Origin of the sequence: Streptomyces yangpuensis, assembly GCF_024666385.1 — a bacterium.
Lineage (GTDB): Bacteria > Actinomycetota > Actinomycetes > Streptomycetales > Streptomycetaceae > Streptomyces > Streptomyces yangpuensis.
Genome location: NZ_CP102516.1, coordinates 69,028 through 83,636, shown reverse-complemented (window position 1 = coordinate 83,636; position 14,609 = coordinate 69,028). Strand labels below are relative to the sequence as shown.

Genomic DNA, 14,609 nt, shown 5'->3' with positions numbered 1-14,609 from the left:
ATGAGCGACCAGGTACTGGAGCGGGGCGGACAGCGCACCCTGGACATCGACCCGGACCGTCTGCTGCGGCGCGTCGCCGAGCTGGCGCGCATCGGCGCGGACCCGGTGACGGGAGGCATCACACGGGAGGGCTTCAGCGCCGCAGACCGCCAGGGGCGTGCATACCTGATGGACCAGGCCCGGGCGGCCGGGCTGACCCCGTCGGTCGACGCCGCCGGGAACATCGTGGTCCGCGCCTGCCTGCCCAGCTCCCTCGGCGACGAGGCCGGCGAACGGCAGGTGCTGATGATGGGCTCCCACCTGGACACCGTGGTCAACGGCGGACGGCTGGACGGCGCATACGGGGTGCTGGCCGCCCTGGAGGTGGTACAGACCCTCGCCGATTCAGGACTGGACACCGTCTTCGAGCCGGTTGCGGTGGCCTTCGCCAACGAAGAGGGAGCCCTGTTCCCTCAGCCGTTCTGGGGATCCATGGCCGTCGCGGGACGGCTGGCCGCACTGCCCCAGGAACCCGCCGACCACCACAACAGGCCGCTGCGCGAAGCACTGCGGCTTGCCGGCGGCGACCTGGATGCGCTGGGAAGCGCCTGCTGGCCGGCTGGTTCGATCGCCGCCTACCTGGAACTCCACGTGGAGCAGGGACCGGTACTGGAGCGCAGCGGCAACCGGATCGGCGTGGTGGAAGCCATCACCGGCCGGACCGTGCTCACCCTGGAGGTACGCGGCAGCGCCGGGCACTCAGGGACCAGCCCCATGGCGGGGCGGCGCGACGCGATGGCGGCTGCGGCCCGGGTGGTACTGGCGACGGAGAACCTGGCAACGGAGCGCCGACTGTGCCGGGTGGCCACCGTGGGCCGCCTCGACCCGCACCCCAACACGCCGAACACCATCGCCGGCGCCGTCCGCCTGACGGTGGACCTGCGCGACACCGACGTGTGGCGCATGACAGGCGCCGAACAGGTGCTGCGCCGGATGCTCCGGTCGATCGAGCTGTCCACCGGCACCGAGATCGAAGTGGTGGCCGAGACCCGCTCGGACCCGGTCTCCGCAGACCTGCGGCTTCGCGCGGCGATCGAGCGGAGCGCGGACGGGCTGGACCTGGCGCACGAGGTACTGCCCAGCGGGGCGGGCCACGACGCCCAAGTGGTGGCGGACCTCGCCCCGATCGGGATGATCTTCGTCCCGAGCCTCGGAGGGATCAGCCATGTACCCGAGGAGAACAGCCGACCGGAGGACCTGGTGGCCGGAGCCCGGGTGCTGCTGCGCACCGCCCTTCGGGTGGCCGACGGGACAGTGCTGTGAACCGGCCGGGAGGCGGTCCGGCCGGGAGTACGAGCAATGCCGGGGAGCAAGGGCCCATGCAGACGCCAGTCACCAGGAGCAGACGGATCGCGGTGTTCTGCGGCGCCCGCCCCGGAGTGAGCGAGGACCACGTCGCGTTCGCCCGTGCCTTCGGGTACGAACTCGCCCGGCGCGGCCGGGACCTGGTCTACGGAGCCGGGGGAGTGGGCGTGATGGGAGCGGTCGCGGACGGGGTGCTGGCCGGCGGCGGCACCGTCACCGGGGTGCTCCCCCGCAGCCTCTACGAGCGGGAGCGCGGAGACCGGGCACGCGGCGAGATTTTCGTGGTGCGCTCGATGCACCAGCGCAAGGCGCTCATGTACCGGCTCTCCACAGGCTTCGCCGTACTGCCCGGGGGCATCGGCACCATGGACGAGCTGATGGAGGTGGCCACTTGGAACCAGCTCTCCCTGATGGAGAAGCCGGTCGTGGTGGTCAACCACCGCGGTTTCTACACCCCGATGCTCGCCATGCTCGACCACCTGGTGACCGAGGGCTTCCTGACCGCGCAGGAGCGCGGTGTCGTACGCAGCGCCGAGACCGCCGACGAGGCCCTGGACCTGCTGGCCGCACCGGGAGCGGCCGTGCCGGCCCCGGTGTGAGAACAGGCCTTGGGCCGGCCCCGCCGGCCGGCCGGTCAGTCGGGGGTGGTGGGCAGGTAGCCGCGCTGCACCGCGTGCACGCCGGCCTGGAAACGGCTGGCAGCGTCGAGGGCGTCCATCAAGCCGGAGGCGATCCGGCGCGCGGTGCGCGGGGAGACACCGAGCCGGGTGCCGATGGCCTCGTCGGTGTAGCCCTGGGCAAGCAGCCGCAGGGCCTCGGCCTGCTGCCGGTTGAGGGCGCCAGGAACCGGGCGGCTGCACGCTTCCAGCGGTTCGGCCGACTGCCACACGCTTTCGAACAGAACGTGCAGGGTGGCCACCATCCCCTGCGAGGTCACCTCCACCGCCCCGGCCGCCGTGTTGCCCGTGTCGGCGGCTATCACCGCCGCCCGGCGGTCGTAAATGATCACCCGGTTGGGCAGCGAGGGCACCGTACGCACCTGGCATCCCTGCTCGGAGAGCCAGTGGGCATACTCCATGGTGTCCGGGCAGCTGCGGATGGAGTCCAGGTAGACGGTGCGCATCTGCACCCCCCGTTCCAGCAGCTGCTGGTTCAGCGGGCGGGAGGCATTCATGTTGGTCAGGGTCTGCGGACCGCCCGGGGCGAAGGTGAGCAGCTCGTCGGTCACCTTGCTGCGCAACACCGCCAGGTGGTCGCGTATGGAGTCGATCCCGTCGAAATAGCGCACCCCGGCAACACCGTCGCTCCGCCCGTCGTACTCGAGGATCAGCTGCGCGGCAGCGGCCCGGCTTTCCTCCAGCCGTTGCTGCTGGTGGGCGAGCTCGGCCTGCTGGCGGGCGAGCAGGATTTCCATGCCGACGTGCGGACTGACCGCGTGCATCCGTCCGGAATCCTCCGTCGACGGGCGTACCAGGGCCATCGCGCTGAGCCTGTCGAGCGCATCGCGGACTTCCTTTTCGGACAGTCCGAGCCGGGCGCACAAATCGGGTACATCCTGTGGCCCGTCCAGGATTCCGCGGTAGACCGATTCGGCCGCCGTGTCGAGTCCGAGCAGGTCAAGCATCGAGCGCCACTCCAGACCGGGAGATGAGATGCGTGATTCCGCCGAACATACGGGCCAGTCGTCCCCTGATCAATACGGCCTTGGCAAATGCGTCCGGAATACAGCCTCCAGACGCCAGTATCCGGAAGTGAAGGGTTTGCGGCACTCGATGTACCTCGTCCACATCCACCTGTGGGCCCCGCCGGCCTGCGGCCGACTCCCGCACACCACTGCGGCGGACATCGCCGGCTGCGCCGAGGACTGCGAGGGCCTGCTTCACATCAGCGTGCACCCCGAGCCCGAAGACCACCCGGTCCTCGGCGTCTATCTGCGGGCTGCTTCGCTGGCGGAAGCGGAGGCGGCGGCCGTGCGCCTGTGGCAGCTGGCGCAGACAGCCCTGCCGTCGCTGGTGGGCTGGACCCTGCTGCGGGCCGAGGTTCCGCTGCTGCTGCCGCAGGCCCTGCCGAACCCGCCACCGGAGCCGTCCACTTGACCATCGATTTACCTGAGGTCTACCTGCCCTTGGTCGAAGCTGGACTGAGTATGCCAAGGCCGGTTTGCCCGTCCCGGCCCCCCTGTCCACAGCTCAGGGCGGTGAGCAGACTCAGGGACGTCACCAAACCCGTCCGGTGAAAGGGCAGGAACACCATGTCGCCGAAGATCTCCCACAGCATGCTCCGCGGAGCCATCGCGGCCGGAGCCCTGGCCCTCGGCACCCTCGGGGCGGGCGCCGCTCACGCCGACACCGGGACCACGACGACACCCCCGTCGGCCGCTGTGAGCACCACCCCGGAACAGCGTCCGAGTGGCGACGACCTCGGCTGGCAGTGACGACCGTGGCCCCCCGCCCCGCTGAAACAGCAGACCGGCTGATCGGGCTCCGGGACCGGGGAATCCTCGACCTCCCCGTCGAACGGGTTCCCCTGGACGAGATCTCCGTCGGCTTCTCACCCCGAGTGGACGGCGAGGACGCCGACTGGGTACGGACCCTCGCCGAGACGGAGACCGAACTCCCGCCCATCCTCGTCCACCGCCCCACCATGACCGTCGTCGACGGCATCCACCGGCTGCGCGCCGCCGCCGTCCAGGGCCGCACGGACATCCGGGTCCGGTACTTCGACGGGCCCCCGTCCGAGGCCCAACTGCTGGCCGTGGCCACCAATACGGCCCACGGCCGCCCACTCACCCCGGCCGATCGAGCCGCCGCGGCCTCCCGGATCCTCACCCTCCACCCGCTGTGGTCGGACCGCGCGGTAGCCGCGCTCACCGGACTCTCGGCCCGCCGGGTCGGCAGGCTGCGCAAGGACACCGGCGCCGCCGACACCGCCGTCCGCCGGATCGGCCGCGACGGGCGGGTCCGGCCGGTGAACTCCTGCGCGGGCCGGGAGCGGGCCGGCGAACTGCTCCGCGCCAACCCCGGCGCCTCACTGCGGCAGATCGCTGCGGAGGCCGGGCTGGCGCCGGCGACCGTCGCCGACGTACGCGACCGCCTGCGACGCGGACAGCACCCCGTGCCCGGCCGCGACCCCGCTCCCCAGACGCGCGGCCCCCAGCCGCAATCCCCTCCCGCCGAGCCCGGCACCGCTCCCGACGGTTCCGCCCCGTACCCGGCCGAGGCCGCCGCTCCGGTGGAACTCGCGCCGGTCCGGCTCGCTCCGCGCCACCCGGCCGTCCCCGCCGCCCCGCCCCCCGACCGGCTGCTGCGCATCTTCGACGCACTGCGCCGTGACCCTTCCTTGCGGCTGAGCGAATCCGGCCGCAACGTGCTGCGACTGCTCAGCGCCTGCACCGTGATGACCCAGGACCGGCACCAGATCGCTGCCGTACTGCCCGCCCACTGCAAGCAGCCCATGGCCCAGCTCGCGCAGGGCTATGCCCGGCTGTGGAACCAGCTCGCGGACGAACTGGCGGCCGGGGAAGACCCCGCCACGCTCAGCGCCTGACACACCGGCAGGCGCGACGTACCGACAGGAAGGGAGGGGCCGGCCGTGTCGCCCCACACCCCCAGGCCCATCTCCGGAATCATGGACGCGGTGGTCACCACGACCCGCGACGCGGACGGCACCCTCGCCTTCCACCTCCTGGTCGGCCCGTCCGACCGGCCGCATGAATGCGACCGCGTCGAGGTCACCCTCGACCCCGAACATGCACGCGTCCTGCTCGGCGACACCGCGCTCATCCTGGGACCGCCCGCCGGCCGGGTGCCCTGCCGGGTCGGTGTCGAGTTCAACGGACCCGCACCCCAGCGCTGACCCGCGCCCGGACACCGGCCAAGCCCAGCAGGGAACAGCCCGTCCTGCGTGGTCCCGTCCCCTGCCGACCCGGGGCGGGCTGCCCCCCGGCCCGACCTGTGCCTGTGGGGAAGATCGTTCGGCTGAAGCCCTGCGGCGACGTGCCGTCAGTAGGTGGGGCAGATGTTGGCCTGGACGGTGGCGAGGATGAGCGCGCTCTTGGTCGGGCCGAAGCCGCCCGGGTGGCCGGGGCCGGTGAAGCGCTGCTCGACCTGGGCGATGCGCTTGTCGGGGTCCTTCTCGTCCTTCATGGCGGCGCACTGGTCGCGGCCGCGGCTGATGGCTTGGTCGTCCTTGCCGTCCACGATGTCCGGGTCGATGCCGCCCAGCGTGGCGAGGTAGATCACGCGCTTGTCGCCGGTGGGCTCGGGCGGGATTCCGGGGGTGTCCGCGGCGCCGGGGCCGGCGGGCGAGGCGGGCGCGGTGGGCGCGGGGGCGACCGGGGTGGGTCCGGCGTCGGCTTCGGGATCGCTGGTGCAGCCGGTGAGGGCGAACAGGGTGGCGGCGGCCAGCAGCATCGCAGCTTGGTGTGTACGCATCAGAACATGGTGGGCTCCGCGCGGGGCGGGGGAGCGGTCCGTGACGCAGCTGTGACGCGGCGGAGCCGGGAGCGCACCGGCGGCCGTCGCGGGCGCGCGGCCCGCCGAGATGCCGCCGGGCCGCGCCTCAGGGGGCGGTGCGGCCCTCGCCGAGTGGCTGCGTCCGCGGCTCCGGCCGGCTGGCGGGGGTGGCCTGGGGGCAGGCCGGGTTGGTGCAGGGCGCGTCGGCGTAAAGGGGAACGTAGACGCCCATCGTCTTGTGCCGCTGGACCGTCGCGGGCAGTTGCTGATGGCAGCTGGGGCAGAGGTGTCCGGGAAGGGATGCGGCGGGATGCTTCTCTCCGTCCATAAAAATGACTTTACCGCCACTTTGCCCCGATTTGAAGCTTTCTTTGGGGTGATTACGCCCTGTCGGCGGGCCTGCCGCCGTCCGGCGGCGGCCGGAGCAGGCTGAGGGCGACCGACGCCGCGAGAACGACGACGATCACGGCCAGGCTCACCGGCGAGGGGATCTCGGGCACCGCGGGGCTGATCAGCTCGTGAGAGGCCTGCAGGACCAGCTTCACGCCGATGAACGCGAGGATCAGGGCCAGCCCCGTGCTCAGGTAGTGGAAGCGGTCGAGCATGCCGGCCAGCATGAAGTAGAGGGCCCGGAGCCCGAGGATGGCGAAGGCGTTGCTGCTGTAGACGATGAAGGCGTCACTGCTGACGGCGAGCACGGCGGGCACGCTGTCGACCGCGAAGACCAGGTCGGCCGCCTCGATCGCGGCCACCACGGCCAGCAGCGGTGTGGCGACGCGCCGGCCGGCCTCCTTCACGAAGAACTTCGTCCCGACGTAGTCGTCACTGACCGGCACGATCCTCCGCAGCAGCCGGACGGCGAGGCTCCGCCCCGGGTCGAAGCTGTCGTCCTCCTCCTTGAGGATCTTGTACGTGCTGTAGAAGAGGATCGCGGCGAAGACGTACAGGACGGCCGTGAACCGGCTGACGACGGCCACTCCGGCGGCGAGGAAGACACCCCGGAACACCAGCGCGCCCAGCACCCCGAAGAACAGCACACGGTGCTGGTAGGCCCGTGGGACCTTGAAATAGCCGAAGATCAGAGCGAAGACGAACAGGTTGTCGACCGACAGGCTCTTCTCCAGCAGCCACGCCGTCGTGTACTCCACACCGGCCTGCGTGCCCACGACGGCGAACACGAGGCCCCCGAAGGCCAGCGCCAGGCCGACCCACACCCCGCTCCACGCGGCCGCCTCCCGGAAGCCGATGACGTGCGCCTGCCGGTGCGCGAGGAGATCGACCGCCAGCGCCACGAGGACGGTGACGGCGAAGACGATCCACAGCCAGTAAGGCACGTCGTGCACGGAGGACCCCCGCGGAACGGCAGTCGGTAGGGCGGCGCCCCTAATACTCGATTTTGCCGTAATTATACTTATTTGACTTCTTCGTGGGTGAACCGCGGCAGCCGACTCCACCGCCATCGCCAGGGGGAGCGCGCCGCCTGCTTCTTCTCAGGGCCGGCCCGGCCTTCACCCCGTTCGTCGGGCGTCCCTCGGCGCGGCCGACACCGCACTCCGACCTGGCTGGCCTCCCTCGCACTCTCGGAAGGGACGGGGCACGGGCCGGGAGACGAACGCCCGTTACGATCTTCCCTCGTTGATCAACGAGGGGAAATCAATGTCGAACGCCGACCGTGCCCTGATGGGCTCGCTGGGGCCGAACGACCCGCAGGAGATAGCCGGGTACCGGTTGCTCGCCAAGATCGGCGAGGGGGGCATGGGCTCCGTCTACCTCTCCCGGACCCGGGGGAATCAGCCGGTCGCACTCAAGGTCATTCGACGCGAGTTCGCCCAGGAGCAGGACTTCCGGGCACGGTTCGAGCACGAAGTGCAGGCGGCCCGCCGTGTGCAGGGCTACCACATCGTGCCGGTTCTCGACCACGACACCAGCGGGGACCAGCCCTGGCTGGCCACCGCGTTCGTGCCCGGCCTGCCACTCGACGAGGCCCTCGCCGCCCACGGACCGCTGCCCCTGCCGGCCGTGTTCCAGCTGATCGGCTGCACCGCCCAGGCACTGCATTCCGTACACGCTGCCTCGGTGGTGCACCGCGACCTCAAACCCAGCAATATTCTGCTGGGTTCAAACGGCCCCTGGGTGATCGACTTCGGCATCGCGCGAGCCACTGACACCACCCAACTGACCCGCAGCGGCGGGTTCATCGGAACCCCCCAGTACATGTCACCCGAGCACGCACTCGGCAAGACCGTCACCCCCGCCACCGACATCTTCGCGCTGGGGCTGATCGCCGCCGTCGTGGCCACCGGCCGCCACCCGTACGGCGACGGCTCGGGCATCTCCATCGCAGCCTCGATAGCCAACACCCCACAGCAGGCACCGGACCTCAGCCGCTACCCGGACGCACTGCGGCCGCTGCTGGAACGCTGCCTGGCCGCCGATCCGGCGCAGAGGCCCCTGCCCGCGGAAATCGCCCAGTTGTGCAGCACATCCGCAGGGCGCAACCTGCGCGATTTCGCGCACTGGCTGCCCGCACCGATCGCCGCGGAGATCACGCGGCGCGAACAACTGGCGCAGGCACCGGTCCAGCCCGCGTACACGCCGACCCACACCCCCGAGCCGGCCCGGCCCGCGTACGCACCCACCCAGGCCGCAGCACCGGCCCACCCGGCGCACGTGCCGACGCACAACGCGACGGGCGGCCACCCGCCCTTCCCCCTGCACGACGCTCCCACCAGCGCCGCCTACACGCCGCCCCCGGCCGTCGGCCCGGCGGCTCCCGTGCCCGCTGCCGCGGGTCGGAGGAACACGCCGCTGATCGTCGGCGCGGGGGTCTTGGCGCTGGCGCTGATCGCGGGCGGCAGCTGGTACCTGACGAGCGCCGACGACGACAGCAGCAAGACAAGCGCGAGCGACGACAAGCAGAAGGCGGCAGACCAGCCGAAGGACGCCGCCGCACCCGCCGCGCAGTCCAGCGGCTCCGCGGCCGCGCCCCAGGCCTCCGCCATCAGCCCTGCCTACACCGAGGTCTACAAGGACAAGCCGCTCAGGCTTCTGGCGGGCCGGGAATTCGGCAAGGTCAACGCCGTCGACCTGGACTTTCCCAAGGTCGCTCCGTTCGGGGAGATCGGCTGGAAGGAGCGAGAGCTGCAGATGGGCTTCGAGGACGTCAAGAGCTCAACCACGTTCGGGAAGAGCAAGGGAACCACCCCCGAGCTGTGCGCGGACGCAGCCGCCACCAACCCGATCCCCGAGCGGCTGCCGAGTTCGGACCTCTCAGGCGCGGCCAGCGCCATCGTCCAGGGCGATCTGCTGTGCACGGTCACATCCAAGGGCAACCTGGCCCTGGTCAAGATCGTCACTGTTGAGCCGTCACCCAGCAAGCAGTACACGGTCCCGACCTACCTCACCGAAGTCACCCTCTGGAAGCGCCAGCCCTAGGGGGTGTCCGACCGACGGCACTCGTCCCCGACGCATCAACGACCAGCAGCCAAGGCACGGATCACCCGGGCCCCACCACCGGCACGGCCCCCTCGGCACCCTGACCTTCCGGCCGCCCGGGCCACCGCACCGGTGAGGGGCCGCCGGGTGCCCGGTGGGGACCGACGCGGCCGGTTCACCCCGGCTCAGGGCTGGTGGTGCTGGTCCCGTACGGGTGCGGGGCGGCCGCCGGCACTTGAGTGCGATCACGAAGCCGTCCGTTCGCGGTGTGCAGCCGCTCCGGCGCCCGGCGCCGGCCTGCCAAGAAGCGTCCGGGACGATGGGCTGACGAGCAGTCATTGATCTCCGGCCGACGCCGGGGCACGATGCAGGAATGAGCGACCAGCGCTGCGACCACGGACTGATAGTCGGCCAGTGCGGACACTGCAAGCCGGTGCCGCACGGGCTCACCGCCAACGTCTGGACCACCCGCGGCGGCTCCGTCTTCCACCGGACGGAGGCCTGCGAAGCTCTCGCCGACGGTCAGGCCCGCGCCGCACGCTTCGGCCGGGACGTTCACCAGCCCACCCGTTCCGCACTCGCCGACGCCATGGCCCAGGGCCGCGGCGCCTGCATCCCCTGCTTCCCCGCTTACAGGCCGTCCCGCACCGCCAAGCCCTGCCTGGTCCGCGAGAACGGCCGGTGGGTGCCCGGCCTGCTCACCGAGTGGCGGCGCGGCGGGGACGGCCGGTGGAGCGGCGTGGTCTCGTACGCAGCCGACGGCGAACAGGTCACCGTCCTCAAGGACCAGGACGACTTACGCCCCGCCCCGTGAACCGCCCGCCGCCGCCCAGACCGGCATCCACCTCACCCTCGTCGTCCACACCGGGGGCCTGACGGTTCCGCGTGACCTCGACCCTGACCTCTGCAACCGGTGGGATTCCCTGAGGAGGCGAGTCCGGTCTGCTTGCCGAGGACGCGGGTGCAGGCGGTGGCGGCCGGTGCGGCGCCGGTCAGTACGGTCCGGCCAGGGTGGAGGTGGGCCGCGGTATTCCTGCGGATCGCGCATGTACGGCCTGCGGGGTCGTTCACCGGGCCGGTGTTTCGGCGATCCACCGGGCGAGGGAGAGCAGGGTGGTTTCGGCGCTGTCGGTCATGTAGTCGCGCAGGGCGTCGAGGTCGGCGCGGGTGGTGCCCAGGACGGGGTCGAGGCGCAGGAGTTGCCAGGACTGCGCGACGACGGTTCCGCGTCCATGGGGGTGGCAGGCCCAGCTCCATCGCACGATACCGTCCTCGGCCCCGCCGACGACGAAGGCGAAGGCGGCGCCGGGCTCGGCTCGTACAACCTGGGAGCGGGTGGTCCACTGCCTGCCGTCCTTGTGGTTGCGGCCGCTGAACCAGGCCCCGACCCGGGGACCGGCGCCCTGGTCGAAGGTGACGTCGCTCGCGTCGGGGCTCCAGCGCCCGATGGCGGACACGTTACTGACCAGGTCGTAGACGCGGGCGGGCACGGCATCGACCCAGGCGCGCCGGGTGAAGGTGAAATCCGATGCGTCCAGGACCTCGAAGGGGTCGTGTGCGCTGGTGATGGCGTTCAAGGCGTCCTCCTGGACGGGCGGGGTGGTGCCATGGCGGCGACGTCCACGTCACCACCGCTCGCGCCGCCGAGCCAGACCCGCTGCTGCCTATCCACGACAGGGTCAGGCTGCGCGGTCGGGCCCGGCCCATACTCGGATCCATGAACGCAAAAGTCCGGCTCGGGGAGTTCCTCCAGACGCGGCGCTCCCAGCTGCGACCGAAGGATCTCGGGATACCCGGCTACGGGGAGCGGCGCCGTGTGCCGGGTCTTCGACGCGAGGAGCTGGCGTCGCTGGCAGGTGTCAGCGTCTCCTACTACACCCGGCTGGAACAGGGACAGTCCCTGAACGCCTCACCGCAGGTACTGGACGCGATCGCCGCGGCCCTGCGGCTGGAGGAGACCGAGCGCCTGCACCTGCACAACCTGGCCCGGTCCTCGGCCACGGGCGCAGGACGGGGCCGCCGGCCCGCCCCGGAGCGGGTGACGGAGGCGACCGGCCAGCTGCTGGAGGCACTGGGCCACGTCCCGGCGATCGTGACAGGCCGCCGCAGTGACGTCCTGGCATGGAACCGGCTGGGCCATGCGCTGTTCGCAGGACACCTGGACCCCGGCGCCCCTGACCGGCCGGCGGAACGGCCCAACATGGCCCGGCTGGTGTTCCTCGACGCGCACACCCGTGACCTGTACGCCGACTGGCCGGCCAAGGCCAGGGCCGTGGTGGGGAATCTCCGCCTCGTGGCGGGCCGGCATCCGGACGACACCGCACTCCACACGCTGGTGGGTGAACTGAGCGCGAAGAGCTCCGACTTCGCCTCGATGTGGGCCGACCACCGCGTCACGGCGTGCGCCGTCGCGACCTACGAGATGCGGCATCCGCTGATCGGGGCGCTGACCGTCACCCAGCAGACCCTCAGCCAGGGCCAGGGCCAGGGCCAGGGCCAGGGCCAGGGCCAGGAACAGAACATCGTCATCGCCACCACCGAGGCCGACTCGCCCGCGCGAACCACACTGGCCCTGCTCGACCAGGTCACCCCGCAGCACGACCCGACGCGACCGGGAGTCCGGGCCGGCTCCGGCTGACCCGGCACACACCGGCGAACGCCGGGCAGACATCCGCGAACACCCGCCCTCCCTCCGCTCACCCGGGTACGGCGGCCACCCCAACCCCCCACCCCAGCACGCCGGCGTACCGCTGCCGCATGCCCGAAAACAGTGAAGGAACCATGTCCAGGAACACGTTGTCCACGACCGCCGCTGCAACCGTCGTACTGACCGCGGCAGCGGTCATCGCGGCCACCCCCGGCACCGCCTCCGCCGCCTCCGCCCCACTGAGCTGCGCACGCATCGCCACACACTTCGACCTCACCCGGCACCAGACGCCCGAGAACATCGCGCTGGCTCCCGACGGCAGCGCATACGTCACCTTCGCCGCCGCCCGACAGGTCGCCCGCATCACCCCCGGGGGATCCACCCGGATCCTGGCCACCCTGCCCGCACCCGCCGACGGCGGCGTCCACACCCCGGTCCTGGGCTTCCCGCTGACCACCGGCATCGTCCGCGCGCAGGACGGCACCCTGTACTTCCTGTACGCCACCGGCACCGCAGACCTGACCGGCCTGTGGCGCCTGCGGCCCGGCGGCACACCGCAGCGCATCGCCGCGCTGCCCGCGGCCGGCCTGCCCAACGGCCTTGCCCTGGACCCGCGCACCCGCACCCTCTACGTCACCGACTCCGTCCTCGGCACCATCTCAAGCGTGCCCACCACCGGCGGCACCCCCCACACCTGGTCCTCCGCCCCCGAACTGGCTTCCACCGGATTCCTCGGCGCCAACGGGCTGAAGATCCGGGGCGGGGCCCTGTGGGCCACCAACCTCGACCGGGGCACCGTCCTGCGCATACCCGTCCTGCGGGACGGCCGCGCCGGCCAGGTCCAGACCCGGGCCACCGGGCTGGCCGGGATCGACGACTTCGCCTTCACCGGCCACGGCGACCAGATCCTGGCCGCCCTCAACGGCCCCGGCCAGGTCGCTCTCGTCCAGAGCGACGGCACCCACTCCACCGTCCTGACCGCCGCCGACGGCCTGCAGAACCCCACCTCCATCGCCCTGCGCGGCGACACCGCCTACGTCCTGAGCGCCGCGTACGTCACGGCGAAGGACCCCAACCTCCTCCTGGCCCACATGGACGACTAACTTGATCTTTAACGTCCGAGGTCGAACGATGCCTCGTACTTGATCACTCGGTTCGGTAACCGCCGTACGCGGAAGCGGCCTTCGTCTGGATCATGTGTTCCGACCAAGGAACACACATGTCCAGCGCGAAGGCCGTGGGGATGAGTCTGCTGCATCGTGATGGCCGGCGGGAGCCGTTGGCGGAACTGTCACGCTTCCGGGGCGAGTTCTACTCCTGTCTCACCGCTCGTTCGGACGCGCTGTTCGAGTTGGCCGACGCGGTTCTGTGCGGCGACGGGCCGGTGCGATCACTGGCCGAGCTGTCACTGGTAGGTGAACACCGGCGCGGTCACGGAGGGCTTTATGCCGCGCTCGCCCAGGGCCGGCTCGACGCGGACCGGATGCGGCAGGTCCTGGCCTCGGTGCCGCTTCCGCGGGCCGCCGACGGGCGGCTGGTACTGGCCGTGGACGTGACCTGCTGGCTGCGGCCCGACGCCCACACCTCACCCCAGCGGATCCTGTGCCACACCTACGGACGGGGCAAAGACCAGCACATTCCCGTCCCCGGCTGGCCGTACTCGATCATCTGCGCGCTGGAGCCCGGCCGCAGCTCGTGGACCGCCCCGCTGGACGCGTTGCGTCTGGCACCCGGGGACGACACGGCCACCATCACCGCCCGACAGTTGCGCGAGCTGATCGAGCGGCTGATCACCGCAGGCCAGTGGCAGGTCGGTGACCCGGAAGTCCTCGTCGTCGCGGACGCCGGATACGACGCGCCCCGCCTGGCCCACCTCCTGCGGGACCTGCCGGTCCAGGTCCTGGCACGGATGCGCTCGGACCGTGTCCTGCGCAGAGCCGCCCCACCACGACAGCCCCACATCATGGGGCGCCCTCCCCGGCACGGCAGCGAGTTCGTCTTCGGGCAGCCCGACACCTGGGGCACCCCGGACGCCGAGTCCGTCACCGACACGCGCCTATACGGCACCGCCAACGCCCGATGCTGGGACCGGCTCCACCCCAAGCTGACCCACCGATCTTCCTGGGCCGGAGCAGACGGCACCCTCCCGATCGTCGAGGGGACGGTGATCCGTCTGGACATCGACCACCTGCCCAGCGGAGCAACCCCCAAGCCGGTCTGGCTGTGGTGGTCCGGCACCGACGCGGAGGCAGCTGACGTCGACCGCCTCTGGCAGGCATACCTGCGGCGTTTCGACATCGAGCACACCTTCCGCCTGTTCAAGCAGACCCTCGGCTGGACCTCTCCGAAGATCCGCACCCCCGAGGCGGGGGACCGGTGGACCTGGCTGGTCCTCGCCGCCTACACCCAGCTCCGTCTCGCCCGGCCACTGGCAGCCGACCTGCGTCGGCCCTGGGAGAAGCCCGCACCCGTCGAACGCCTCACGCCCGCCCGCGTCCGCCGAGACTTCCGGCACATCCGCCCGAAGACCACCTGCCCGGCCGGTGCACCGAAACCCTCCCGCCCCGGCCCCGGCAGGCCACCAGGCCGCAAGAACACTCGGCCCACCCCACGACACGACGTGCACACAGTCCGCAAACCCGACACCACGAAACCGAAAACGAAAAAGCCAACGACTCCTCGCCCACGCCGCACAGGTTAAAGATCAAGCTAAAGGATGTTGCGGAAGG

The 14,609-nt window shown here is 71.3% G+C and carries 16 protein-coding genes; 11 read left to right on the top strand and 5 right to left on the bottom strand.

The window, feature by feature from the left end; translation table 11 throughout:
* A complete protein-coding gene (locus tag NRK68_RS35710) occupies positions 1 to 1,302 on the top strand; it encodes a Zn-dependent hydrolase (protein WP_183068803.1) in 1,302 nt (433 codons plus the stop codon).
* Between the two features lie 56 nt (positions 1,303 to 1,358).
* Positions 1,359 to 1,943: an LOG family protein gene (locus NRK68_RS35705; protein ID WP_183068804.1), complete on the top strand. Its 585-nt coding sequence runs from the start codon at positions 1,359 to 1,361 to the stop codon at positions 1,941 to 1,943.
* A 35-nt stretch (positions 1,944 to 1,978) separates the two neighbouring features.
* Here NRK68_RS35705 and NRK68_RS35700 read toward each other — a convergent pair whose 3' ends face one another.
* The gene (locus NRK68_RS35700; RefSeq protein ID WP_183068805.1) at positions 1,979 to 2,968 is read right to left on the bottom strand and encodes a helix-turn-helix domain-containing protein; all 990 of its coding nucleotides are present in this window, start codon (positions 2,966 to 2,968) and stop codon (positions 1,979 to 1,981) included.
* A gap of 127 nt (positions 2,969 to 3,095) precedes the next feature.
* On the opposite strand from NRK68_RS35700, the gene NRK68_RS35695 reads away from it, so the two are divergent.
* The 4 genes from NRK68_RS35695 to NRK68_RS35680 all read left to right on the top strand — a co-directional run bounded on the left by NRK68_RS35695 (position 3,096) and on the right by NRK68_RS35680 (position 5,199).
* Positions 3,096 to 3,440 (top strand): hypothetical protein, encoded by a 345-nt coding sequence (locus tag NRK68_RS35695; protein ID WP_257858318.1) that lies wholly within the window; start codon positions 3,096 to 3,098, stop codon positions 3,438 to 3,440.
* Positions 3,441 to 3,595: 155 nt separating this feature from the next.
* Entirely contained in the window at positions 3,596 to 3,778 is a 183-nt protein-coding gene (locus NRK68_RS35690; protein WP_257858317.1) for a hypothetical protein, read from the top strand.
* Entirely contained in the window at positions 3,775 to 4,890 is a 1,116-nt protein-coding gene (locus NRK68_RS35685; RefSeq protein WP_257858316.1) for a ParB/RepB/Spo0J family partition protein, read from the top strand. Before NRK68_RS35690 ends, NRK68_RS35685 begins: the two co-directional genes overlap by 4 nt.
* Positions 4,891 to 4,935: 45 nt before the next feature.
* Positions 4,936 to 5,199, top strand: coding sequence for a hypothetical protein (locus NRK68_RS35680; protein WP_183068809.1), 264 nt, complete (start codon positions 4,936 to 4,938; stop codon positions 5,197 to 5,199).
* Positions 5,200 to 5,345: 146 nt separating this feature from the next.
* Here the strand turns inward: NRK68_RS35680 and NRK68_RS35675 are convergent, their stop codons facing one another.
* From NRK68_RS35675 to NRK68_RS35665, 3 genes are all read right to left on the bottom strand, one after another.
* Positions 5,346 to 5,777 carry a DUF732 domain-containing protein gene (locus NRK68_RS35675; protein ID WP_257858315.1) on the bottom strand — a complete coding sequence of 144 codons (432 nt, stop codon included), beginning with the start codon at positions 5,775 to 5,777 and terminating at the stop codon, positions 5,346 to 5,348.
* Between the two features lie 127 nt (positions 5,778 to 5,904).
* Positions 5,905 to 6,126 carry a hypothetical protein gene (locus NRK68_RS35670; RefSeq protein ID WP_183068811.1) on the bottom strand — a complete coding sequence of 74 codons (222 nt, stop codon included), beginning with the start codon at positions 6,124 to 6,126 and terminating at the stop codon, positions 5,905 to 5,907.
* Positions 6,127 to 6,178: 52 nt separating this feature from the next.
* On the bottom strand, positions 6,179 to 7,141 hold the full coding sequence (locus NRK68_RS35665; RefSeq protein WP_183068812.1) for a TerC family protein: 963 nt from the start codon (positions 7,139 to 7,141) through the stop codon (positions 6,179 to 6,181).
* A gap of 313 nt (positions 7,142 to 7,454) precedes the next feature.
* On the opposite strand from NRK68_RS35665, the gene NRK68_RS35660 reads away from it, so the two are divergent.
* Both NRK68_RS35660 and NRK68_RS35655 read left to right on the top strand, forming a co-directional pair.
* On the top strand, positions 7,455 to 9,233 hold the full coding sequence (locus NRK68_RS35660) for a serine/threonine-protein kinase (protein ID WP_257858314.1): 1,779 nt from the start codon (positions 7,455 to 7,457) through the stop codon (positions 9,231 to 9,233).
* 373 nt (positions 9,234 to 9,606) lie between these two features.
* Positions 9,607 to 10,047: a hypothetical protein gene (locus NRK68_RS35655; RefSeq protein WP_183068813.1), complete on the top strand. Its 441-nt coding sequence runs from the start codon at positions 9,607 to 9,609 to the stop codon at positions 10,045 to 10,047.
* A 253-nt stretch (positions 10,048 to 10,300) separates the two neighbouring features.
* Here the strand turns inward: NRK68_RS35655 and NRK68_RS35650 are convergent, their stop codons facing one another.
* Positions 10,301 to 10,810: an SRPBCC family protein gene (locus NRK68_RS35650; RefSeq protein WP_257858312.1), complete on the bottom strand. Its 510-nt coding sequence runs from the start codon at positions 10,808 to 10,810 to the stop codon at positions 10,301 to 10,303.
* A 140-nt stretch (positions 10,811 to 10,950) separates the two neighbouring features.
* Here NRK68_RS35650 and NRK68_RS35645 point away from each other — a divergent pair, with 140 nt between their 5' ends.
* From NRK68_RS35645 to NRK68_RS35635, 3 genes are all read left to right on the top strand, one after another.
* Positions 10,951 to 11,871 carry a helix-turn-helix domain-containing protein gene (locus tag NRK68_RS35645; RefSeq protein ID WP_257858311.1) on the top strand — a complete coding sequence of 307 codons (921 nt, stop codon included), beginning with the start codon at positions 10,951 to 10,953 and terminating at the stop codon, positions 11,869 to 11,871.
* 143 nt (positions 11,872 to 12,014) lie between these two features.
* Positions 12,015 to 12,983 (top strand): SMP-30/gluconolactonase/LRE family protein, encoded by a 969-nt coding sequence (locus NRK68_RS35640; protein WP_183068816.1) that lies wholly within the window; start codon positions 12,015 to 12,017, stop codon positions 12,981 to 12,983.
* A 140-nt stretch (positions 12,984 to 13,123) separates the two neighbouring features.
* Positions 13,124 to 14,581 carry an NF041680 family putative transposase gene (locus NRK68_RS35635; RefSeq protein WP_257857822.1) on the top strand — a complete coding sequence of 486 codons (1,458 nt, stop codon included), beginning with the start codon at positions 13,124 to 13,126 and terminating at the stop codon, positions 14,579 to 14,581.
* Positions 14,582 to 14,609: the final 28 nt, after the last annotated feature.

Bases quoted from the DNA above. Each gene is read 5' to 3' on its own strand.
- NRK68_RS35690 (WP_257858317.1), top strand. From the start codon at position 3,596: ATGTCGCCGAAGATCTCCCACAGCATGCTCCGCGGAGCCATCGCGGCC.
- NRK68_RS35645 (WP_257858311.1), top strand. From the start codon at position 10,951: ATGAACGCAAAAGTCCGGCTCGGGGAGTTCCTCCAGACGCGGCGCTCC.
- NRK68_RS35640 (WP_183068816.1), top strand. From the start codon at position 12,015: ATGTCCAGGAACACGTTGTCCACGACCGCCGCTGCAACCGTCGTACTG.
- NRK68_RS35660 (WP_257858314.1), top strand. From the start codon at position 7,455: ATGTCGAACGCCGACCGTGCCCTGATGGGCTCGCTGGGGCCGAACGAC.
- NRK68_RS35705 (WP_183068804.1), top strand. From the start codon at position 1,359: ATGCAGACGCCAGTCACCAGGAGCAGACGGATCGCGGTGTTCTGCGGC.
- NRK68_RS35635 (WP_257857822.1), top strand. From the start codon at position 13,124: ATGAGTCTGCTGCATCGTGATGGCCGGCGGGAGCCGTTGGCGGAACTG.
- NRK68_RS35700 (WP_183068805.1), bottom strand. From the start codon at position 2,968: ATGCTTGACCTGCTCGGACTCGACACGGCGGCCGAATCGGTCTACCGC.
- NRK68_RS35710 (WP_183068803.1), top strand. From the start codon at position 1: ATGAGCGACCAGGTACTGGAGCGGGGCGGACAGCGCACCCTGGACATC.
- NRK68_RS35655 (WP_183068813.1), top strand. From the start codon at position 9,607: ATGAGCGACCAGCGCTGCGACCACGGACTGATAGTCGGCCAGTGCGGA.
- NRK68_RS35670 (WP_183068811.1), bottom strand. From the start codon at position 6,126: ATGGACGGAGAGAAGCATCCCGCCGCATCCCTTCCCGGACACCTCTGC.
- NRK68_RS35675 (WP_257858315.1), bottom strand. From the start codon at position 5,777: ATGCGTACACACCAAGCTGCGATGCTGCTGGCCGCCGCCACCCTGTTC.